Source organism: Desulfosarcina alkanivorans (assembly GCF_009688945.1).
GTDB lineage: Bacteria > Desulfobacterota > Desulfobacteria > Desulfobacterales > Desulfosarcinaceae > Desulfosarcina > Desulfosarcina alkanivorans.
On record NZ_AP021874.1, the window covers coordinates 6,291,753 to 6,312,600 of the forward strand.

Annotated in this window: 21 protein-coding genes; 8 read left to right on the forward strand and 13 right to left on the reverse strand. The window is 61.0% G+C overall.

All coding sequences use genetic code 11. From position 1 onward, the window contains the following. Positions 1-43: 43 nt before the first annotated feature. From trpD to nfo, 5 genes are all read left to right on the forward strand, one after another. A complete protein-coding gene (trpD, locus tag DSCA_RS27310; RefSeq protein WP_155319455.1) occupies positions 44-1,060 on the forward strand; it encodes an anthranilate phosphoribosyltransferase in 1,017 nt (338 codons plus the stop codon). 10 nt (positions 1,061-1,070) lie between these two features. After that, on the forward strand, positions 1,071-1,877 hold the full coding sequence (gene trpC, locus DSCA_RS27315) for an indole-3-glycerol phosphate synthase TrpC (RefSeq protein WP_155319456.1): 807 nt from the start codon (positions 1,071-1,073) through the stop codon (positions 1,875-1,877). A gap of 78 nt (positions 1,878-1,955) precedes the next feature. Further along, positions 1,956-2,696 (forward strand): phosphoribosylanthranilate isomerase, encoded by a 741-nt coding sequence (locus DSCA_RS27320; protein WP_231716298.1) that lies wholly within the window; start codon positions 1,956-1,958, stop codon positions 2,694-2,696. After that, the gene (locus DSCA_RS27325; protein WP_197904678.1) at positions 2,689-2,937 is read left to right on the forward strand and encodes a YheU family protein; all 249 of its coding nucleotides are present in this window, start codon (positions 2,689-2,691) and stop codon (positions 2,935-2,937) included. Before DSCA_RS27320 ends, DSCA_RS27325 begins: the two co-directional genes overlap by 8 nt. 97 nt (positions 2,938-3,034) lie before the next feature. Beyond that, positions 3,035-3,880, forward strand: a complete 846-nt coding sequence (gene nfo / locus DSCA_RS27330) for a deoxyribonuclease IV (protein WP_155319457.1) — start codon at positions 3,035-3,037, stop codon at positions 3,878-3,880. A 92-nt stretch (positions 3,881-3,972) separates the two neighbouring features. On the opposite strand, the gene DSCA_RS27335 is transcribed toward nfo, so the two are convergent. The 3 genes from DSCA_RS27335 to DSCA_RS27345 are packed head-to-tail and all read right to left on the reverse strand — an operon-like array spanning position 3,973 to position 5,858. Next, positions 3,973-4,449, reverse strand: a complete 477-nt coding sequence (locus tag DSCA_RS27335; RefSeq protein WP_155319458.1) for a neutral zinc metallopeptidase — start codon at positions 4,447-4,449, stop codon at positions 3,973-3,975. Between the two features lie 26 nt (positions 4,450-4,475). Continuing rightward, entirely contained in the window at positions 4,476-5,129 is a 654-nt protein-coding gene (locus DSCA_RS27340) for a LysM peptidoglycan-binding domain-containing protein (RefSeq protein WP_155319459.1), read from the reverse strand. Positions 5,130-5,162: 33 nt separating this feature from the next. Then, the gene (locus tag DSCA_RS27345; RefSeq protein WP_155319460.1) at positions 5,163-5,858 is read right to left on the reverse strand and encodes a hypothetical protein; all 696 of its coding nucleotides are present in this window, start codon (positions 5,856-5,858) and stop codon (positions 5,163-5,165) included. A 513-nt stretch (positions 5,859-6,371) separates the two neighbouring features. Between DSCA_RS27345 and DSCA_RS27350 the strand changes: the two genes are divergently transcribed. Genes DSCA_RS27350 through DSCA_RS27360 form a run of 3 tightly spaced genes read left to right on the forward strand, consistent with a single transcriptional unit; the run spans position 6,372 to position 10,249 of the window. Beyond that, positions 6,372-7,295, forward strand: a complete 924-nt coding sequence (locus DSCA_RS27350) for an AAA family ATPase (protein ID WP_197904679.1) — start codon at positions 6,372-6,374, stop codon at positions 7,293-7,295. Beyond that, complete coding sequence (locus DSCA_RS27355) at positions 7,292-8,236, forward strand: DUF58 domain-containing protein (protein WP_155319461.1); 945 nt, start codon at positions 7,292-7,294, stop codon at positions 8,234-8,236. The genes DSCA_RS27350 and DSCA_RS27355 overlap by 4 nt, the downstream gene beginning before the upstream one ends. A gap of 3 nt (positions 8,237-8,239) precedes the next feature. After that, positions 8,240-10,249 (forward strand): transglutaminase TgpA family protein, encoded by a 2,010-nt coding sequence (locus DSCA_RS27360; RefSeq protein WP_155319462.1) that lies wholly within the window; start codon positions 8,240-8,242, stop codon positions 10,247-10,249. Between the two features lie 152 nt (positions 10,250-10,401). On the opposite strand, the gene DSCA_RS27365 is transcribed toward DSCA_RS27360, so the two are convergent. The 10 genes from DSCA_RS27365 to DSCA_RS27410 form a co-directional block, all read right to left on the reverse strand. Further along, on the reverse strand, positions 10,402-11,199 hold the full coding sequence (locus DSCA_RS27365) for a methyltetrahydrofolate cobalamin methyltransferase (RefSeq protein ID WP_155319463.1): 798 nt from the start codon (positions 11,197-11,199) through the stop codon (positions 10,402-10,404). A gap of 69 nt (positions 11,200-11,268) precedes the next feature. Beyond that, positions 11,269-11,895 carry a corrinoid protein gene (locus tag DSCA_RS27370; protein ID WP_155319464.1) on the reverse strand — a complete coding sequence of 209 codons (627 nt, stop codon included), beginning with the start codon at positions 11,893-11,895 and terminating at the stop codon, positions 11,269-11,271. A 121-nt stretch (positions 11,896-12,016) separates the two neighbouring features. After that, positions 12,017-12,727 carry an ABC transporter ATP-binding protein gene (locus DSCA_RS27375; RefSeq protein WP_155319465.1) on the reverse strand — a complete coding sequence of 237 codons (711 nt, stop codon included), beginning with the start codon at positions 12,725-12,727 and terminating at the stop codon, positions 12,017-12,019. A gap of 45 nt (positions 12,728-12,772) precedes the next feature. Next, a complete protein-coding gene (locus DSCA_RS27380; protein WP_155319466.1) occupies positions 12,773-13,498 on the reverse strand; it encodes an ABC transporter ATP-binding protein in 726 nt (241 codons plus the stop codon). A gap of 107 nt (positions 13,499-13,605) precedes the next feature. After that, positions 13,606-14,901, reverse strand: coding sequence for an ABC transporter substrate-binding protein (locus DSCA_RS27385; protein ID WP_155319467.1), 1,296 nt, complete (start codon positions 14,899-14,901; stop codon positions 13,606-13,608). Positions 14,902-15,061: 160 nt separating this feature from the next. Next, positions 15,062-16,096, reverse strand: a complete 1,035-nt coding sequence (locus DSCA_RS27390; RefSeq protein WP_155319468.1) for a branched-chain amino acid ABC transporter permease — start codon at positions 16,094-16,096, stop codon at positions 15,062-15,064. A 21-nt stretch (positions 16,097-16,117) separates the two neighbouring features. Next, entirely contained in the window at positions 16,118-17,020 is a 903-nt protein-coding gene (locus tag DSCA_RS27395; protein WP_155319469.1) for a branched-chain amino acid ABC transporter permease, read from the reverse strand. A 64-nt stretch (positions 17,021-17,084) separates the two neighbouring features. Further along, positions 17,085-17,870 (reverse strand): aspartate/glutamate racemase family protein, encoded by a 786-nt coding sequence (locus tag DSCA_RS27400; protein WP_155319470.1) that lies wholly within the window; start codon positions 17,868-17,870, stop codon positions 17,085-17,087. A gap of 48 nt (positions 17,871-17,918) precedes the next feature. Beyond that, complete coding sequence (locus DSCA_RS27405; RefSeq protein WP_155319471.1) at positions 17,919-19,343, reverse strand: trimethylamine methyltransferase family protein; 1,425 nt, start codon at positions 19,341-19,343, stop codon at positions 17,919-17,921. A 61-nt stretch (positions 19,344-19,404) separates the two neighbouring features. After that, positions 19,405-20,841, reverse strand: coding sequence for a trimethylamine methyltransferase family protein (locus DSCA_RS27410; RefSeq protein ID WP_167527976.1), 1,437 nt, complete (start codon positions 20,839-20,841; stop codon positions 19,405-19,407). Positions 20,842-20,848: the final 7 nt, after the last annotated feature.

Sequence of the window (20,848 nt, forward strand, 5' to 3'; positions counted from 1 at the left end):
GTGATTGAAATTGTAAAGACTAAATTAAAGGAGGCCCGCAATCATGTTCAAAGATCACCTGGCGACCATTATCAGCCGAACCGATTTGAGCGAATCCCAGATGACGGAGATGATGTCCGAAATATTCGACGGAAGGACCAGCGATGCCCAGGTGGGAGCCATGATGGCGGCCCTGGCCACCAAGGGGGAAACCGTCGAGGAACTGGCCGGGGCGGCCCGTGCCATGCGCACGAAGGCCCACCGTATCCAGGTGGCCGCCACGCCGGTGGTGGACACCTGCGGTACCGGCGGCGACGGTCTCAAGACCTTCAACATCTCCACCACGACGGCCTTTGTCGTGGCCGGCTGCGGGGTGACCGTGGCCAAGCACGGCAATCGCAGCGTCTCGTCCAAATGCGGCAGCGCCGATGTCCTGGAAACCCTGGGCATCAGGCTGGACACGGATCCGGAAATCGTCGAAGAGGCCGTCCGCGAAATCGGCATCGGTTTTCTCTTCGCGCCGCTCTACCACAGTGCCATGCGCCACGCAGCCAAAGCACGCACGGAGGTGGGCCTGAGAAGCATCTTCAACATGCTGGGGCCATTGACCAATCCGGCCGGCGCCAACTGCCAGCTGCTGGGCGTGTTTGCCCCCCAGCTGACCGAAATGTTTGCCGAAGCCCTTCGCCTGCTGGGCGCCAAAAGTGCCTTCGTCGTTCACGGCCATGACGGACTGGACGAAATTTCCGTGTGCGCCCCCACGCGTGTTTCCCAACTGGAGGACGGCATGGTTCGAACCTATGACATTTACCCGGAGCAGTATTTCGGCCGGTTGGCGCCACCGGAAGCGATGACCGGTGGCGACCCCGGAGAGAATGCGGCCATTACCCGGCGGATCCTGGAGGGAGAGAAGGGCCCCAGGCGGGACGTGGTACTGCTCAATACCGCTGCCGCACTGGTGGCCTGCCGGAAGGCGGCAGACCTGAAGGCGGGCATCGCCCAGGCGGAACAGGCGATCGACAGCGGGGCCGCCATGGGTAAACTGGAGGAACTGGTTGCATACACCCGCGACAACGGATAAGTAGGAAATTATGTCAACCGATTTTCTTTCCCGGATTGTCCAGCAGAAGGGGCGCGAGATTTCCAAGGGCCGAAAGGTGATCTCCGAAAGCCGGCTGGCGGAGGCGGCCCGGCAGCGATCGGATTTCCGACCTTTTTTTGACCCCCTTGCCCGGCCGGGTGCCGCCGGGGTGAACATCATCGCCGAGGTCAAGCGGGCCTCCCCTTCCAAAGGAGATATCCGTGCCGACCTGGATGCTGCGAAAACGGCCGCCCAATATGAACGGGGGGGGGCGGCGGCCGTGTCGGTGCTCACCGACGCCACCTATTTCAAGGGCCATCTCGATGACCTGAAGGCGGCAAGATCCGCCTGCCGCCTGCCCGTATTGAGAAAAGAATTCATCATCAGCCGCTACCAGGTATACGAAGCGGCGGCGGCGGGCGCCGATGCGATTCTGCTCATCGCCCGAATTCTGAGCCCGGAAAAGCTGGCCCAGCTGTACAACCTGTGCCGTACGCTGGGCATGGACGCCCTGGTGGAAATCCATACGCCGGAGGACGCCCGCATGGTCGCCGCCTGCGGCGCCCGCCTCGTGGGCATCAACAATCGCAACCTGAGCACTTTTGAAACCGACATTGCCGTTGCCATGGACCTGGTGTCCCGGCTGGGCCCCGGCCAGGTGCCCGTGGCCGCATCGGGCATCGCCGGGCCGGAGGACATCCGCCGCAATCTGTCAGCCGGTATTTTCAATTTTCTGGTGGGGGAAAGCATCGTCCGCTCCGATGCCCCCTCCCGTTTTATCCGCCTACTGACCGGTGCGTCATCCGTCGATCCGTGACGGCCTGCGGCATCGCCGCCCCGGCACGGGATGGGTTTCGGCACAGAACCCGACGACTGTCCGGTTATGCAGGAAGGATTGGAACCATCCAAAAAAACGTTGTCCATGTCTGAACCCGCCATGACCTGCCCATATCCCCAAGTGAAGATCTGCGGGTTGACCCGTCCCCATGAGGCTGCCCGATGTGCCGGCCTGGGTGCCGATGCGATCGGTCTGGTTTTCTTCCCCCAAAGCCCCCGCAACGTCACCCCGGAACAGGCCGGCGCCGTGGTGGCTGCCCTGCCGGAATCGGTGGCTGCCGTGGGCGTGTTCGTGGAGGCCGGTTTTTCCTTTATCATGTCCCGGGTCGAGCGTTGCGGGCTTTCCATGGTCCAGCTCCACGGCCGGGAATCACCACGTCTGGCGGCGCGGTTGACCGCCGAAGGGGTGGGTGTGATTAAAGCGCTGTTCGTTGGCGGCCGGCCGGGGCTGACGGCGGTGCAGGTGTTCGATGCCGATGCCTACCTGGTGGAGTGTGCCCGGGGCCCGCTTCCCGGCGGAAATGCCATGGCCTGGGACTGGGGAGCGGCACGTGATTTCGGCGCCCACCACCCCCTGGTGCTCGCCGGCGGCCTGTCTCCGGACAATGTGGGCGATGCCATCCGCGCCGGTTTGCCGGCGGCGGTGGACGTCAGTTCCGGCGTTGAGGCCTCGCCGGGCCGCAAGGATACGGACAAGGTGGCCCGGCTGATCGCCGCCGTTCACGGCAGCGCCCGACACTATGCCGCCAGGACGCTTCAGCCGGTTTTTCGGCCCAAAGGGGGGGCCCTCCATGCCTGATCGACAGGAGATGCTCGTTATTCCACACGACCAATTGAGCCCCGAGGCGCTTTCCGGCCTTATCGGTGAGTTCGTGACCCGCGATGGCACCGATTCGGGATACACCCGTGGTTCGCTGGCGGAAAACATGGCCAGGGTGCGTCGCCAGCTCGATGCGGGGCAGGCCGTGGTCGTCTTCGACAATCGTACCCGGACCTGCAACATCATCCCCGCGGAAACGCTGCGGCAGGCCGCCGACTGATCAAAATGCCAATCTCGCCAATCCTCAAAATGGAAGATGGTGGCTCCGGTCAGGGCCGCAGGATGCCATTTTGGGGAATGATCCGGAGAATGAAAACATGAAGTATATCGGTGCCCACGTCAGTGCGGCCGGCGGCGTTCAGAACGCGCCCCTGAACGCCCAAAAAATTGGTGCCACGGCCTTTGCCCTGTTCACCAGGAATCAACGGCAGTGGGCGTCCAGACCGCTGACCGATGAATCGATCCGGCAATTCAAAAAGAACTGCGCGGATACCGGCTACACCCCGGACCAGATCCTGCCCCACGACAGCTACCTGATCAACCTGGGCCACCCCGAACCGGCTGCTCTTGAAAAATCCCGAAGGGCGTTCATCGACGAAATGCACCGCTGCCAGCAGCTGGGGTTGAAATATCTGAATTTTCATCCGGGCAGCCACCTCAGGAAAATATCCGAAGCGGAGTGCCTGGCGCGGATTGCCGAATCCATCAACCTGGCCCTGGATCGCACGACGGGCGTGACCGCCGTCATCGAAAATACGGCCGGCCAGGGCACCAACATGGGCCACCGCTTCGAACACCTGGCCGCTATTGTTGCCGCCGTGGGGGACAGGACCCGGGTGGGGGTCTGCCTGGACACCTGCCACACCTTCTCGGCGGGCTACGACCTGACCACCCCGGACGGCTACGAGAAGACGATGGCCCTGTTCAATGAGGTGGTCGGTGTGACGTATCTCAGGGGGCTTCACCTGAATGACGGCAAGAAAACCATGGGCAGTCGCGTCGACCGTCATGCCAGCCTGGGGCAGGGAACTTTAGGGCTCGAGACCTTCCGCAGGATCGTGAACGACCCCCGTTTCGACGGCATTCCCATGATCCTGGAAACCCCCGATGACGGCCTCTGGGCCGAAGAAATCCGCATGCTGAAAGCGATGATGGCGGATTGAGGCATCGGGCGGTTCAGGACGCCTGTGTTTCCTGACGGGCCACCTGCGCCTGTCCGGCCGCCGCTCCCAACGCGGACGGTCCTCGCGGCCTCCTATAGATTGTTGAAGGTGTCACAACTGTCCATGTCGCCGCTGGCCAGACCGGTTTTAAACCATTTCACCCGTTGCGCCGAACTGCCATGGGTAAATGCGTCCGGGCGCACATATCCTTGGGACTGCTTCTGCAGCGTGTCATCACCAATGGCGCTGGCTGCCGTCAGCCCCTCCTCTATATCCCCCGCTTCGAGCAGCTGGCGGGCGCTGTCGGCATGATGGGCCCAGACGCCAGCAAGGCAATCCGCCTGCAGTTCCTGTCGAACGGACAGTTTGTTGCCTTCCGCCCGGCCCAGTTTTCGGCGGGTCGCATGTACCTGGCTGGAGATGCCCGACAGGGTCTGGATATGGTGGCCAACCTCGTGGGCAATGACATACGCCTGGGCAAAGTCTCCCGTCTTATTCCGGCGCCGGGCATCGCCACCCGTTTTCTGGTGTTCTGGTACCGTCCCTGACGGCACCCTTTTGCTGTCCATTTCCTGAGCACCCGCTGCGCCGCGGTTCAGCCCCGGGGGGGCAGCCGCAACTCCTGGCCGGGATAAATCAGGTCCGGATTCGCCACCTGCGGATTCCGATCGATGAGATGTTGTATTCCAACGCCGGTGCGTTCGGAGATGACACTCAAACTCTCACAGGCGGCCACGACATACCGGGTCCCCAGATCCCGTCCTCTGGGAGGAACGCCGATACACAGGCCGGCGGCCTTTTCAGCCGTCGACGCACCGGCATCAAGGGGTGTGGCCGGGTGAACGGGAAGCGGGTCGGGGCGGGCCGCACCGGCCTCGGCGGGCTCGACTGCATTCAGGCTTGGCAACGGCCGGTGGGCCCGGTCGGTGCCGGTATCGCGGGCCGGCCCGGCCAGTCGGTCCGCTTTTTCAGTCAGCCGGGATGAGCGGGCCGATCCCCTGTCGCGGCCGTAGACCGTCGTATCGCCACGATTGCCTTCGATCGGGCCTGCCGCGGCCGTCAGGATCTCACCCGCTTGCCGGTACGCGGTAACCGCTGATGACGCCGCTTCGTCCGCTTCGGCGTGCCGGCCGTCGGATGGACGCTGGCCCTTTGAATAACTGGCGAATCCCACAGCACCGGCAGTCAGGAGGATGAGAAAGATCAATTTGAATATTCTATACTTTTTCAGGGCCTGGTTTTTTTCCATGGACTTTCTCCTTTCGGGATAACAGCACCCATTTTACTTTCCCCTGATGGAGCATGATCCGGGCAGTGGGGCCTTTTTATTGACCATGCCGACCAGTTCCCGCAGGGCGCAGTACCCCCTGTTCAGCAGGCGTCCGGGCCAGGAAAGGTGACGTCCCCGGCCAAATTGCATTTTAACGGATGACACGCCACCGCTGAATTGCTCGGCGGCCCGGGCGATTGGAGAGGCGGCGGTTGCGGCTAACGACCGCGTATAGGCCACCGGCCGCCGACTGGAACGGCGAATGCGGTCTTGCCACGATGCGGTATCCCAGACCCGCCGCCGCATGGATGTTTCAACCCATTGATTCACCGTTTCGAGGGTATCACCCAGATGATCGCGTTCGGCCCTCAGTTCGGTGATCTGCCGGTTGAGCCGGCCGATGCGCTGCCGGGATGCCTTCAGCTCGGATGAAAGCTTTTCGGAGATCCTTTCCAGATGGTTCTGCTTGTCAATCTGATCTATCAGGTCATATTGGCATTTTCGGCATTCGTCCTCTTTTTCAAGGTGTTGAGCCACCATGGCCTGGGCCTCAACCGCTTTTTTCTGGGACGCCCGGACATTCAAACGGCAGGTGTCCAGCTGGGCCGCAAGGCTTCTGTTGCGGCGCCCCCAGAACCACCAATCGAACAAAAATTCCAACACCCAGCCTGAAGCCAATCCGATGAAAAACACGGCGATCACATTCATGACGGTCCTCCTTTCGACAACCCCGACACACGGATCGATTCGTCGTTTATACGTTTACCGATCACTGTCTGAGCAATATCAGGGCCATGTTCGGTATGATGACCGTTGAAATGAATAACGTTCATTATTTATTATAAAATTTTATGGGTATGGCCGCTTCCTCATTTCGGCCAGGCCCGTTTGGCGTGCCAAATTGCTCATGATTGCGCCATATGGCGCACGCCGGGGGACTCGGCCGCGGCCGCATGATGGCGGCGGCGGTGATCGATGGGCCTTCTTCCGGCATGCTGAAATAGGTTTGCAACGACATGAAAATAAGAGCGATAATTTTTTTCCAGCCGGGACGCCATCCCAATTTTCTGCCCGTCGGCTTCAGGTTGACCGAAAAAGACCGTTATAAGGGTTGGATTTTATGCGCAGGGCACTTATCTTGACCCCAACGCGTCAACCCCTTTACCGGGGAACGGCGGGCCATGCCGGCCGTTGGTCCCCACTCTTTGAGGTGATGCCATCATGGATATGCAGCCGCAGTTTGGACGGATCGCACGACAGATCGGACAAGTGGTGCTGGGCAAAGAACACCAGGTCAAAATGGCCCTGACCTGCCTGTTTGCCGGAGGGCATCTGCTCATCGAGGATATTCCCGGTATCGGCAAAACCACCCTGGCCAAAGTTCTCTCACGATGCATGGGGCTGAAATTCAGGCGGGTGCAGTTCACCAGTGATATGCTGCCCGGAGATATTCTGGGCAGTTCCATCTTCGACCAGAACACCGGTGCGTTTGCCTTTCATCCCGGTCCGGTTTTCACCCAGGTGCTGCTGGCCGATGAGATCAACCGGGCCACGCCCAAAACCCAGAGTGCCCTGCTGGAGGCCATGGAGGAGGGGCAGGTCACCAGCGACGGCAAGACCCGCCGGCTGGGCGCCCCTTTCTTCGTCATCGCCACACAAAATCCCCTGGAATTGTCCGGCACCTTCCCGCTGCCCGAGTCCCAGCTGGATCGATTTCTCATGCGCATCGAACTGGGCTACCCGGATCGTGAGGCGGAGCGTCGTCTGCTGGGCGGTGACCGGACCCAGCGGCAGGCCCTGGACCGCATGAAACGGAGCCTGTCCCCAGAAGATGTGCTGGCCCTGCAAAAACAGGTGGATCGGGTGCACGTATCCGATGCTTTCCTGAACTACCTGCAGGACCTGCTGGGGTTTACCCGTACCGCTCCGCATTTCCACATGGGACTGTCACCGCGGGCGGGCCTGGCGCTGATGCATGCCGCCCGGTCCTGGGCCTTCATCAGCGGGCGTGATTATGCCCTGCCCGAAGACATCCAGGCCGTATTGATCAGCGTGGTGGGGCACCGCCTCAGGTCCCGCGACGACCTGTCCGAGATCCCGGCGCCGCGGATGAGCACCCTGTTTCAGGAGGTGCCCGTCCCGTGACCGCCGCCATTGCCCGAACCTTTTACCGCTTTGTGGGCGGCAACACGACCGTCCCTGTCACCCTGGGCCTTCGCAACATCTATATCCTTCCCACCGGATATGGCCTGCTGTACCTGACGGTGGTGGCGGCCATGCTCGTCGGGTCCATCAATTACAACAACAACCTGGGGTTCCTGCTCACGTTTCTGCTGGGCAGCCTGGGGCTGACGGCCATGATGTACACCTACGCCATGCTATACGGCCTTCGCCTCACAGCGGCTGCGGCCATGCCGGTGTTTGCCGGAGCGCCCGTGGAAATCGATATCACGGTTGCCGGCATCGAGCGGCCGAGAACCCGCCTTCGCTGGTTTTTCAGCGCCGCCGATCAGGTGGTGGCAAATATAGGGCACGGGGAAGGGGCGCGAATCCTGGTCAGGGCCGCCACCGACCAACGGGGCCTTTTGGACCCCGGATGGCTGCGCATCACCTGCGAGTATCCCCTGGGATTGTTTAAGGCCTGGGCGCGGATCGACACCGGTTTGAAGTGCCTGGTCTATCCACGGCCCGTTGCCGGACCGGCACCCGTGGCAGCGGCATCGAGGGATTCCGGGGGCGGCGACAATGCCCGGGAGTCCGGTGTCGACGACTTCAAGGGACTGAGCGCCTACCAGCCCGGTGATCCGCCGGCGCGCATTCACTGGCAGGCCTTTTCCCGGGGGCGGGGGCTGCACACCAAGACCTTTGCCGGCCAGGCCGATGCCGGCCTGTTGCTGGACATCGCGGATATCAGGGAGGGCGACACGGAAAGAAAGCTCTCCGTTCTCTGTTTTCATGTGCTTCAGGCCCACCACCGCCGGGGAAGCTATGCGCTTCGGCTGGGCGGGCCGGCTATTCCGGCCGGCAACGGCCGGGGCCATCGGGACCGATGCCTTCGGGCGCTGGCCCTTTATGGAAAGTCCTGAATCATGAAGTCCCAGCCGGTGCGTCCCCTGATTTTTGCCCTCATTGTGGCCATGGCACCGCTGGTGTTCCAGCTGCCCTGGTGGGCCGTGGGCTGGTGCGCGGCATGCTGGGGGTACGGGGGCGTTCGGGACTGGCGCAGATGGCCTTTGCCGTCCCGGGGATTCCTTCTGGCCGGTTTTGTCGTCGGCATGGCGGCAGTGCTGCTGTCCGCCGGTCTGCGTTTTGACGGCGGGGATTTTATCACTCTGCTGGCTGTCATGGCCGGTGTCAAACCGCTGGAGATCACGAGCCGGCGCGACAGTATGGTGACGGTTTTTCTGGCCTATTTCCTGACCATCACCAGCCTGTTCGTTTTTGAAAACCTGTCCATGACCCTATACCTGTTCGTGTCGGTCTGGACCGCCACCGGCGTCTTGATCCATGTCAACGACCCCGACGGTGCGATCCGCCGGCAGATGCGGCTGGCGGCCGGCCTGGTAATGGGGGCGGTTCCGCTCATGGTGCTCCTTTTTCTTTTTTTCCCCCGGCTTTCCGGCAGTTTCTGGGGCTCCCCGTGGGCCGGGCACAGCCGTTCGGGTTTTTCCGATACCATGCGGATCGGCGATGTGTCCCGGCTGGTGCTGGTGGACGAACCCGCTTTTTCGGTTTCCTTCGATTCGCCCCTGCCGGATGCCGACCAGCGCTACTGGCGGGGCATCGTTTTCCAGCGCTTCGACGGTGTCACCTGGCACCCCGACCGACAGCCGCTCCCCCGGCGGGAGGCTGTGGGCGGCGACGCGCTGTCCCGGTATACGGTGATGCTCGAACCCCATGGCCACCGGCACCTGTTTGCGTTGGACCTGCCGGCCACGGCCAACCCCGTCGCCACCATTCTGGACGACCACACCCTTGTGGTCCGCCGCCCCGTCCGGCAGCGCTTCCGATACGGCGCCGCCTCATTTCTGGACTACACCCAGAATTCTTCAGATCCACCCGGTGGCGCCGCCCTGCAACTGCCCGCGAACCGCAATCCGCGGGCCATTGCCCTGGGGGGGCGGTTGGCGCGGGACCATGGGGCACCCGAAGCCGTGGTGGCGGCGGCCCTGGATTTTTTCAGGAAGAACGGTTTCGCCTACACCCTTCAGCCCGGCCGGCTGGGCATCGACGCGGTGGATGCGTTTCTCTTTGCCGGCCGGAAAGGCTTTTGCGAGCATTTTGCGTCCGCTTTTACCGTGCTCATGCGGGCTGCCGGCGTGCCGACACGGATGGTGGGCGGGTACCAGGGCGGCACATGGAATGCGTTGGGTAATTTTTTGACCATTCGCCATTCCGATGCCCACGTCTGGTGCGAAGTGTGGCTGGCGGGCCGGGGGTGGGTCCGTGTGGATCCGACCGTCGCGGTGGCGCCGGAGCGAATTGACGCCGGCATCGGCGGTGCCCTGGGCGCAGAGGGCCTTCTCGGTTTCCTGAACCGCAACCGGGGCAACCGGCTGACCCGCTGGACCGAGGTGCTGCGCCAGACCTGGGAAGCCGTCAACATCCGATGGAACATGTGGTTCATGGGGTTTTCAGCCGAAGACCAGATCGCCCTGCTGAAGGCTCTGGGCCTTTCCATGGGGCGCCGGGGCGGGTGGCTGCCCGTTATGGTCCTGCCGTCGTCGTTTCTTGCCCTGGTGATCCTGGTGGTCCGTATGCGGCGGCAATCGTCCCGGAGGGAGCCGGCGGACGAGGCATGGCGGCTTTACGGCCGGTTTCTGGAAAAAATGGCACGCATCGGCATGCCCAAGGCACCCCACCAGGGGCCGGCGGACTATGTTCGGCTGGTTGCGGCCAGATGCCCGGCCCTGAAGCGGGAGGTGGCTGACATTACCGGCTGCTACATCGGTCTGCGCTACGGGCGCGGAAACCAGGGCCATTCGCTGAAGGTGTTTCGGCAGCATGTCCGGCGGTTCAGGCCGGAGAAGCGCATAGGCCGGGGCCAGAGGGCCGGGTGCCGGGGTGGGTCGCCGGGAGAGAAAAAAGGGAAGGATTGAGAACGTCGGGTTGGTTGCAGACGAATTCGTGACCGTGGCAGGGATATGGCAAGAGCTATCTGCGGCTTAATGCCGGCAGATAGCTCTATGGTTTCAGGCCGATCCTGAAGCGAAACCGTCAGAAGGGGTTGCTTTCCTAAAAACAGACCCATTTACGCTATCGCCCCGGCTCTGAATGCCTTGAGGTAGCTCATGCAGAAATTGTCCCGGCCGGACAGGGCCTCGGCGATGGTGATGGCCGCGATCATGCCCTTGTCCAGGGGATTGACGATGGCGCCGTCGAGGCCCTTGGCGATGGCCATGGTCATGAAGGCCCGGTTGATTTGCTTGCGTCCCGGCAGCCCGTAGCTGATGTTGGACAGACCGCAGGCGCTGTGGATGCCGGGCCAATTGTTGTGGATGGCCTCTATCGAGTCGATGAACTGCACGCCGAAATCCTTGTTCACCGACAGGGGCTGCACCAGGGGGTCAACGTAAATGTTCTCGACGCTGACACCGTTTTCGGTCAGCCCGCCGACGAGTTTTTCGGCAATCTTCATGCGGTCATCGACCGTTTCGGGCATACCTGCATCGCTCATGCACAGGGCGATCACCTTCATGTCGGTGTTGGCCACGATGGGCATCAGGTTGTCGTAGCGCTCGGCTTCCAGGCTGATGCTGTTGATCATGGGGGGGGCGCCCTTGTGGGCTTCCAGCGCGGCCTGGATGGCCTTGGGGTCCGGGCTGTCGATGGCGCAGGGCTTGTCGGTGACCTGCTGTACGGTCTCGACCAGCCAGCGGAGGTATTCGGGCTCCTTGCCCACGAAGATGCCGGCGTTGACGTCGATATAGTCGGCCCCGGCGTCGGCCTGGTCCGTGGCCACCTGCTGGATGGCCGCGGCATCCTGGGTTTCGATGGCCGCCTTGATCGCCTTGCGGCTGGCGTTGATCAGTTCTCCGATGATGATCATGGTATTCATTCCTGGTAAATGGGTTTTGAGTTTCCGGTTTCCGGTTCACCGTTCACGGCTCACCGGCGGTTAGGCCACCAGCAGCTCTTTCACCAGCTTGACCGCTCCGGGGGCGTCGGCGCTGTATCCGTCGGCGCCGATCTGGTCGGCGAAGGCCTGGGTCACCGGGGCGCCCCCGATGATGGTCCGGGTCGCCATGCCGGCCTCTTTCACCGCCTTGACCGTGCTCTCCATGGACGGCATGGTGGTGGTCAGCAGGGCCGACAGGGCGATCACGTCGGCCTTCTTTTCCGCCGCCGTCCTGACGAAGGCCTCGCTGTCCACGTCCACCCCCAGGTCCACCACCTCGAACCCGGCGCCTTCCATCATCATGGCCACCAGGTTCTTGCCGATGTCGTGCAGGTCGCCCTTGACCGTACCGATGACCACGACCCCCTTGCTCTGGCCCTGGCCCTCGGCCAGGTGGGGCTTGAGCAGCTCCAGGCCGGCCTTCATGGCCTGGGCCGCCATGAGCATTTCGGGCACGAACAGTTCGCCGGCGGAAAAGCGCTCGCCCACCTCGTCCATGGCGCTGATCAGCCCGTCGTTGAGAATGCTGTCGATGGCCGTGCCGGCGTCGATTTCCGCCTGGGTTTTGGCCGTTACCGTGGCCTCGTCAAAGGCCAGTACTGCACTGAAAATATCCTGGGTACTCATACGTTTTCTCCTTTGATGCGAAGGGGGGGTCAGATCCCGATATAAAAGACAATCTCAGTCACCGGCGAAACTGCTTTTTCACCTTTTCCTTCCGGGATATTCCCGGTCGGAAGCCGTGCAATCAGTCGCCGATGCCAAGGTACATTTTGCGGACGTGATCGTTTGACAGAATGTTTTCACTCGTATCTTCCATTGCCACCCGTCCCTGTTCCATCACATAGGCACGATTCGCGAATTTCAGCGTGGTGTCCACGTTCTGTTCGACAATGACAACGGTCACTTTCTCTTCCCGGAGTTTTTCAATGGTTTCGAATACGGCAACCACATTTTCCGGTGACAGGCCCATGGAGGGCTCATCCAAAATGATCAGTTTGGGGTTGGACATCAGGCCCCTGGCGATGGCCAGCATCTGCCGCTCCCCGCCACTCATGGTGCCTGCCAGTTGAACGTCGCGTTCTTCCAGGCGCGGGAAGAGGTCATAGACATAGCGGAGGTTTTTTTTGATCTGTGCCTTGTCCTTGATGGTAAACGCACCCATGAGGAGGTTGTCTTCCACCGACATGGCCGAAAAGAGGTTCCGTTCTTCGGGGATGAAAGCGAGTCCCAGATGGGGCAGCTGATGGGTCGGCGTACCGGTGATATCCTGTCCCAGGAATTGGACGGAACCGTCCATGGGGGCCAGCAGGCCGGTGATGCTTTTCAGCGTGGTTGTCTTTCCGGCGCCGTTGGGACCCAAAATGGCCACCATTTCGCCTTCACCGACTTCAAGCGAAACATTCCAAACCACCTGAAGGTAACCGTAGCTGACGTTTAGGTTGTTGACTTTCAGCAATGTGAGTTCTCCTTGTTTCCTGCGTCCTTTATGGCCTGCAGCGGTTCAGTGCAGCAGGGCATCCGCCCCTAAATAGGCCTTGGCCACACCTTCATCCCGGGTAATCTCGGCCGGGGTTCCGTCGGCAATTTTTTCACCGAAGTTCAGGACGGCGATCTGATCGCAGACGCTCATAATCAGTTTCATCAGGTGCTCGACGATCAGGATGGTGACGCCGCTGTCGCGAATACGCAGGATCAGTGCGGTGATGTCGTCGAGTTCGGCGGGCGTCAAACCGGCGGCAACCTCATCCAGAAGAAGGAATTCGCAATTGCTGGCCAGTGCCCGGGCCAGTTCCAGCCGTTTCAGCTGCATGGTATTGAGGTTCTGCGCCTGAAGGTCGTGGGCCATGGGGAATTCGACGTAGTCCAGCATCTCCGAGGCCTTGCCCTCCGGAGTTTCGCCTTTGCGGTGGTTGCCGAAAACGGCCCCGACCATCACGTTTTCCAGAACCGACATCTGTGGAAACGATCGTACAATCTGATAGGTGCGCGCCATGCCCTGGTGGCAGCAGCGATGCGCCTTGTAGCCGGTGATGTCGCGGCCTTTGAATCGAACGGAGCCCTGGGTCGGGGGAAAGGTGCCGGCAATGCAGTTCTGAAACGTGGTTTTGCCGGCCCCGTTGGGGCCGATCAGACCGAAAATCTGGCCTTCACGGATGGTCAGGGAAACGTCGTTGACCGCCTTCAGGCCGCCGAAAAACTTACTCACGCCTTGGGTTTCTAAAATCACGGTTCTCACCACCTTTAAAAGCTATGAAGAAGGGCGACACCGTTTCGGCGTCGCATGCGGACGGTGCCGCCTGCCACGGCAGCCGGCACCGTCCCACAGCGGTTTGGTTATTTCATGTTTTCCGGGATGGTCATGTCCGACATTTTCCACTCTTCGGGCCAGATGATCTTGCCCTTGCCGTCGATGTACTGAATGACCGGAAAGATGTAGTATCCCTTGCCGACGACCGGGTCCGGGAAGGTTTCCGTCGTGTATTTGTACTCTTCCATAAAAAGACCTTCGGTGTAGGTCAGCTTGCCCGGAATGACCTGCTCGACGGCGCACTTGACGAAGTTTTCGCGGTTGAGCGCGCCATAATCCTTCAACGTCGTCTGAAGCACCTTGATGAAGAACCCGGCGGTGTCATGGCACAGTCCGGCCGAGGACGCACCGGGCTCGAACCCGTAGCGGGCGGTGAAGTCATCGCGGAATTTGCGGGCTTCGGGGGTGGTCCACTGGGGAATCTGGTCGAGCACATAGTTGGAGGCGTCGCCGGTGAGCTTGTACCACTCGCCGACCCAGCCGAGACCATCGGACAGGATCATGCTTTTGAGGCCCACCTCGCGGGCTTGTTTGATAAAGGCCGATACCGATGGCGGATCCGACATGGAGCCGACAGCGACCGACACCTTTTTGCGTTTGATCTTGGACAGCAGCGGATAAAACTCGGTCTCGCCGAGCTGGACATACTCTTCGGTGACGACTTCCCAACCGGCATCCTGAAACTGTTTTTTGACCGCCGAGCCGAAGGCCCGGCCCCAGTCGTTGTCCACTCCGTAAACGGCGACTTTCCGGCTTCGGGGTTTCCAGAGTCCCTTGTTGATGGCTTCCTGCAGGGTTTCGATATAGCCGATGCTGAGTTTTTCAGGCAGCGGCCAGGTCTTGCCGACCCAGTACTTGTATTTTTCCGGATTGGAATTGTACTTGTCGATCATGATCTTGCCGGCACCGAAACTGAAAAAGTGCGGGATCTTGTACTTGGCGGCAACCTCCATGCACGAGGCGGAAACCCAGCTGTGCCAGGTGTTGAAGCCCACGTCGATCTTATCGCGGACGATGGCGCGCTCGTAGGCCTTGGCCGCTTTCTCGGCATCGGATTCCGAATCGATCCACACGAATTCGATTTTGTAGTCGCCGATTTTCCAGTCTATTTCATCGAACGCCATTTCGATGGAATTCTTGAATTCCTGGCCCACACGGGCGGCGGGTCCGGTAAACGGGCCGATCGAGCCGACCTTGATGACTTTTTCCGCGGCAGCACTGGCGGCATCCGGGGCGCCGATGCCGGTCATTACCAGGCAAACGGCTGCAAGCAGGGTGACCGTCAGTTTCCCGAAGCCACCTGCCGTGAATCGATTTTTCATCTGTGTTCTCCTTTCAAAACGTTGTTAAGGGTGTAAGCCTCTTCCTCAGAGGCGGGTAATCGGTTGCCTTGAACCATTCGGCAGGCATTTGTATGCATCCAGTTCCAAGTTCCCGTCGGGCGGCATGTCGCCGTCCCGGGCAGCACGTAACCCGGTTTTCTCAGGACGGGGATACGGGTGCGGCGTGGCCCGACAGATTTCGTTTGTCCTTGCGGAGCTTGCCAATGTAGCCGACGATATTTTCCCAGATGCCGACCATTCCTCTGGGATAGTAGGTCATGACGAAAACCATCAGTGCTCCGTAAAGAATCAGCCGGTACTCCATCAGGTCTTTCATGAATTCCATGACCGGCACCATGATCATGGCCGAAACCAGAGGGCCCCAGATGGTTCCCCGGCCGCCGATATAGGCCATGGCCAGGACTTCGACGGTGTGGCTGGTGTGCATGACGGTGGGGGTCAGAATGCCGATGAAATGGGCATAAAAGCCGCCGATCAGGCCTGCCAGAAGACAGGAAATGGTAAAGTTCATGACTTTGTATCGAACGGCGTCGATGCCCGAGGATGCCGCTGCTTCGGTGTCCTGTCCGATGGCCCTGAAAGCCATTCCCACGTTGGATTTGATGATGACCGTGACCAGGATGTAGACGGCGAGCATAATGGCGAGGATCAGGTAAAAATAGGGCCAGTTCTGAACGGTTTCGAACAGCAGCGGCACGGTCATCCCGGCGTGGCCCTGGGTCAGGTCCACCATGTTGCCGGCGGCGGAGAGCATGGCCAGCGCCACGAACCAGGTCATGCACGATGCGAAGATGCCTCCCAGTCGAATCGTGAGAAGCCCCAGGATAACGCCCAACACGCCGGAAGCCAGCGCGCCGGCCGGTATGGCCATCCAGGGAGACCATCCCAGTTTGACCACCAGGAGCCCGGATGTATAGGCCCCCATTCCCCAGAACGCGGCAAACCCGAAGTTGACGATATTGATGAAGCCGGCCGTAAAATCGAAGGCGACGGCCAGGGCGCCGAACATCATGGCGGAGATCAGCAGGCGCAGGAGAAATTCATCCTTGACGAAAAGCGGGACCAGGGCGAGTCCGATCAACAGCGCCGCTCCGATCGGGTTGAGACCGATGCCGGTCAGGCGCGACCGCCAGCCGCCAAGTTTGTTTTCAATAGTATCATTCGCGATTTTCATTTGTACCTCGCTCCCCTTGTTTTATTCCAGTGCGGTTTTGACACCTTTGACTCCGAACAGACCGTTGGGTTTGAACAACAGAATCATGATGATCACCGACAGGCTGATGACGTCCTGCCATCCGCCGCCGATGTATGAATAGGTCACGGTTTCCAGCAGGCCGACGATGAGGCCGCCGGCGATGCTGGCGCCGATGTTGCCCATGCCCACCAGAATGGCAACGAACCAGGATTTGTAGAGCGGGTTGAGGCCCATGGTGGGGTATGCCGGGTTGATGGACAGCAGGCAGGCGCCGGCAATGCCGGCCAGCATGGCGCTGAGGGCGAATGTGAGCGTCTGGATGCGGTCCAGGTTGATTCCCACGATCTGGGAACCGGTCTCATCCTGGGAAACGGCCCGGATGGCCCTGCCGGTTTGGGTCTTGTTTAAAAAAAAGACGAAGGCGGTGATGACCATGACGGCAATCAGGAACCCGACGACCCGGTCCATGGCGATGGACATGCTGGAGATCCAGGTAATCCGTCCGGCCCAGAACTGGGTAATTCCATGGTATGTGGATCCAAAACTCAGCTTGGCGCTGTTCTGGAGAATAATGGAGATTCCCAGGGTGACCAGAAACGAGTTCATGACCCACTGTTTCTGGGTTCGCATCCGCAACGGGTAAAAAAAGACTTTTTCGAGAACGATGCCTGCCAAGAAGGTGATTGCCCCCGCCGCCAGTATGCTCGAAACCGGTCCCAGGTGAAAAACGGTGAAGGCGAAGTAGGCGGCGTAGGCGCCGATCATGTAGAGTTCGCCGTGGGCGAAATTGGCTACGTTCATGACCCCGAAGACAAGAGAAAGACCCACGGCCATCAGGGCGTAAAGTCCTCCGCGTAAGGTCCCGGCGACCAGTATATCCCACCATTCCATTAAAAGTTCCATAAACGATCTCCTATCCGTTACTCATATATCCGTTGCAACCGAAGCATTCGGCTGCATTCATGAACTATACATGGCCGTAGTAATCCCGATGGGCGACCACCGAGAAGGCGTAGTCCAGCAGGGTGCCCCAGCTGAAAACCGGCAGGTCCACCGCCCGCTGGATGGCACGGGCGTATGGCTGCATGCCCGTGCATTCGAGCATGATGGCGCCGATGGCGGGGAATTTCTGGCGGAATTCGGTGCAGATGCGCACCATGTCCGCTTCGGAGCGGTCATAATAGCTCTCCGGCACCTCCGGCCGCTTTTCATGATCCCAGAGCGTGTCGAACTGCGGGCAGCCGTATTCGTCCTGGGCACCGGCGATTTCAAACCGGCTGGACAGATCGATGCCCACATTGGTCAGGTGGGCGTCGCTCAGGAAACGCTTCTGGGCGCAGACGATGCCCACCGCGCGGTCGGGGCCGATCACCTGCTGGATGAAGGGGACCTGGAGCAGGCTGGACATGAAAACCGGCACGTCAACGGCGCCGGCCACATCTTTCTGGAAGTAGGCGAAATACCCGCATTCGGCCGCAATGGCACGGCAGCCCATGCGTTCGAGCTTTTTGGCCGCCCGCAGGATGGGCGCTCTGCAGGGGGTCTTGTCCGGCTCCCAGACCAGGGTGTAGTTGTCCACCCCTTCGGCAATTTCATACTGGATGGGATAGGGAAAGGCACTGGCGTTGCGCACGTCGCCGGGAAAACCGGGATAGGCGTCGTCCAGAACCATGATGCCGATTCCCATGCCGTAGCAGGTATGGTTCTTCCTGGTTTTGATATAGTTGATGCCGAAGTCTCTGTTGCCGGTCATGCTGTTCTCTCCTTGGGGCTATGGGTAGTGGCGGCTGCGTTGCCGCCGTTAGGGATGTCCGTCTCCGCCCAGCCGGCTCGGGTCGATGCCGAGGCGTTCCAGGCTGCGGTCCAGGCGTTGCTGACAATCCGGTGGCAGGGCCGGTTTCCGGTATGCATCCAGCATTCGATTCATTTCGCGGGCGATATTGTCCTGGAAACGGTCGTTGGCGCGGGTCCCGGGTTGATGCTGGGCGACGCCGATGGTTCCCGCCCATGGGGTCGTGCGGCAGTGGGCCATGGTATGCCGCTGGGTCAGATATTCACCTCCGGCGCCCACGGCGCGGATGGTATCGAGCGCCAGGGTGTCGTCATCAATGACCACTCCCTTGAGGTAGTGGTCGACCATGTCGATGATTTCCAGGTCCATTATGAATTGTTCATAGGACATGGCGGCGTAACTGTTCAGGATGCCGGCGGCATGAAGCACCAGGTTGGCCCCGTTCTGGCGTGTGGCCATCATGGCCAGCATGCTTTCGTAGGCGCTTTGGGCACCGATTGCCGGCGCATCGGTGCTGGACCCGCCACTGCGGCAGGGAAGGCCGTAGGCCTTCGCCAGGCGGGTGGCATACACGGTCTGGAGGGCAAAGCCCGGTGACCCGATGCTGGCCGATCCGGTTCGCATGTCGGTGACCGTTGCCTGGAGGCCATAGACCACCGGTGTTCCCTGCCGGAGCATCTGGCAGATGGCGATGGCGGCCAGCGCTTCGGCATTGCCCAGGGCGATATTGCCGGCCGGGGTGATCGGCCCGGTGGCCCCCGCCATGGGACCCGGGGAAATGATCACCGGCTGGCCGTGCCGGACACAGACCGTCATCGTCTCCAGGGCGTTGGCATCGATCTGCATCGGGCTGAGGGTGTTGACCAGGGTCAGGATGCGCGGCCTGGCGCAAAGCGCCTCCCCACCGCCGAAAACGATGCTGACCAGGTCCATGATCTGTTCGACTTCGGCCGCCGTGCCGGGAATGCCCAGAAGGGCTTTGTCGGAGTGGCACAGCGCCGCATAGATCATGGCCGCGTGGGAGTGGGCCGACGGCAGATCCTCCGGCTGGACGAGGATGCCGCCGTTGATGCGGAAACGGGGGTGTTGCTGCACCAGTTTGAGAAAACGGCAGTAATCCGAGAAACGCGCGTTGCGGAACGCTCCGTCGGGGGTTACGATCTGGGGGCAGCCGTAGCCTGCGGCATATTGGACCGCATCGCCGCCGATGACGGCGTCGTGGGCCGGATTGCGCGCAAAAACAGTGAACTGCCGCGGTGCCCGGGAGACCCAGGCCATCACCTCGTCGCCGTTGAAATAGGCCCGGTCGCCCACGACTCTGGCACCATGCCGGTCCACCAGTGCGAGAATATCCGGATGAAAGAGGCGGATCCCCACCTCTTCGAGAATCGTCATGGATGCATCATGGATGCGTTTTAGTTGATCGTCCACCATATGGCTCCGTCAGTTCAACCGGTATCCGGAAAAATTACAGCGTTGTTAAAAGGTTTCCTTTTCAGGCCGCGATGCCGGTTTTGACCGCCGACAGGGTCTCCGGGGCGACCCCGGCCTGACCGGTCAGAAACCGGTCGATTTCCCGTAAGGCGTCATCGGGCAGCGGCGGCTGCTGATACGTCTCGAGGGTGTCATTCATCCGACGGCGGATTTCTCCCAGGACCTGATCTCCGGGAGGTTTTTTCTCTCCGGACGGGTTGCCGGAGAAGGCGGGCACCCAGGAGTGGGTACGGCATTTTTTCATCGTGTCCATCTGGGTCAGGAACTGCCCTCCCGGCCCGACCTTCCCGATCAGGTCGACGGCCAGATCGGCGTCGGATTCGATGACGATGCCCCGGCGGTAAAACCGCACCATGCGGATGAGTTCCAGGTCCACCATGAACTGTTCGTAGGACATCCCGGCGAATCGATCCAGGATGCCGGCACTGTGGACCATCAGGTTGATGCGGTTTTCAAACGCAGTCGAAATGGCCAGCATGCTTTCATAACCACTTTGGACGTTCACAGACCGCGCATCGGTGGTTGCCCCTCCGGCGCGGCTGGGAAGCCCGTAATGCCTTGCCAGACGGGCGCAACAGCCTGCCTGCAGGGCGTACGCCGGAGAACCGATGGAAATGTCGCCGGTGCGCAGATCGGCACCATAGGACTGCAGCCCGAAGACCACCGGAACCCCCTCCCGGACCATCTGGGCCACAGTGATGCAGGCCAGCGCCTCGGCGGTGGCCAGGGCGACGTTGCCGGCCAGGTCGATGGGACCGGTGGTGCCGGCCGCCGGGGCCGGGGAGATAATCATCGGCTGGTTGTGGCGGGCACAGGCCAGGACCGAGTCCAGGGCCATTTCATCGATCAGCAGCGGGCTGATCGTGCTGATCATGGTCAGGACGCGGGGTCTGGCGGTGAACGCATCCATGCCGCCGTAAAGCAGGGCCAGCATCTCCATGGTGGCGTTGATCTGCGCCGCGTGGCCCGGGACGCCCATCAGGCATTTGTCCGAGGCCAGGACGGCCGCGTAAAGCATGACCAGGTGGCTGGTGGCGGGGTCGACGTCATTGGGCTGCACCAGGATGCCGCCGTTGATCTTAAATTCCGGCGACTGGTGAACCAGCTTGGCAAAGGTGAGATAATCCTTTACCAGCGCCTCACGGCGCGACCCGTCCGCCCCGATGATGGTGGGACAGCCGTAACCGGACGCACACTCCGCATGATCCCCGCCGATGACCATGTCGTGGCGGGGATTGCGGGCGTAGAGGGTGAATTCGGCGGGAGCCTTTTGGACCCAGTCCATGATCTGCGTTTCTTCGAAAAAGACCCGGTCGCCGGATATGCGCATTCCCTGCTGCCGGAGGATCTCAAGGACCTCCGGGTGGGGCAGGCGAATGCCGACCTCCTTCAGGATCCGGACGGCGGCGGCATGGATTTTTCGTATGGAATGATTCATAGAGGGC

Coding starts and splice junctions, on each gene's coding strand:
- trpD (WP_155319455.1), top strand. CDS start 44: ATGTTCAAAGATCACCTGGCGACCATTATCAGCCGAACCGATTTGAGC.
- trpC (WP_155319456.1), top strand. CDS start 1,071: ATGTCAACCGATTTTCTTTCCCGGATTGTCCAGCAGAAGGGGCGCGAG.
- DSCA_RS27325 (WP_197904678.1), top strand. CDS start 2,689: ATGCCTGATCGACAGGAGATGCTCGTTATTCCACACGACCAATTGAGC.
- nfo (WP_155319457.1), top strand. CDS start 3,035: ATGAAGTATATCGGTGCCCACGTCAGTGCGGCCGGCGGCGTTCAGAAC.
- DSCA_RS27335 (WP_155319458.1), bottom strand. CDS start 4,449: ATGGACAGCAAAAGGGTGCCGTCAGGGACGGTACCAGAACACCAGAAA.
- DSCA_RS27340 (WP_155319459.1), bottom strand. CDS start 5,129: ATGGAAAAAAACCAGGCCCTGAAAAAGTATAGAATATTCAAATTGATC.
- DSCA_RS27345 (WP_155319460.1), bottom strand. CDS start 5,858: ATGAATGTGATCGCCGTGTTTTTCATCGGATTGGCTTCAGGCTGGGTG.
- DSCA_RS27350 (WP_197904679.1), top strand. CDS start 6,372: ATGGATATGCAGCCGCAGTTTGGACGGATCGCACGACAGATCGGACAA.
- DSCA_RS27360 (WP_155319462.1), top strand. CDS start 8,240: ATGAAGTCCCAGCCGGTGCGTCCCCTGATTTTTGCCCTCATTGTGGCC.
- DSCA_RS27365 (WP_155319463.1), bottom strand. CDS start 11,199: ATGATCATCATCGGAGAACTGATCAACGCCAGCCGCAAGGCGATCAAG.
- DSCA_RS27370 (WP_155319464.1), bottom strand. CDS start 11,895: ATGAGTACCCAGGATATTTTCAGTGCAGTACTGGCCTTTGACGAGGCC.
- DSCA_RS27385 (WP_155319467.1), bottom strand. CDS start 14,901: ATGAAAAATCGATTCACGGCAGGTGGCTTCGGGAAACTGACGGTCACC.
- DSCA_RS27390 (WP_155319468.1), bottom strand. CDS start 16,096: ATGAAAATCGCGAATGATACTATTGAAAACAAACTTGGCGGCTGGCGG.
- DSCA_RS27395 (WP_155319469.1), bottom strand. CDS start 17,020: ATGGAACTTTTAATGGAATGGTGGGATATACTGGTCGCCGGGACCTTA.
- DSCA_RS27400 (WP_155319470.1), bottom strand. CDS start 17,870: ATGACCGGCAACAGAGACTTCGGCATCAACTATATCAAAACCAGGAAG.
- DSCA_RS27405 (WP_155319471.1), bottom strand. CDS start 19,343: ATGGTGGACGATCAACTAAAACGCATCCATGATGCATCCATGACGATT.
- DSCA_RS27410 (WP_167527976.1), bottom strand. CDS start 20,841: ATGAATCATTCCATACGAAAAATCCATGCCGCCGCCGTCCGGATCCTG.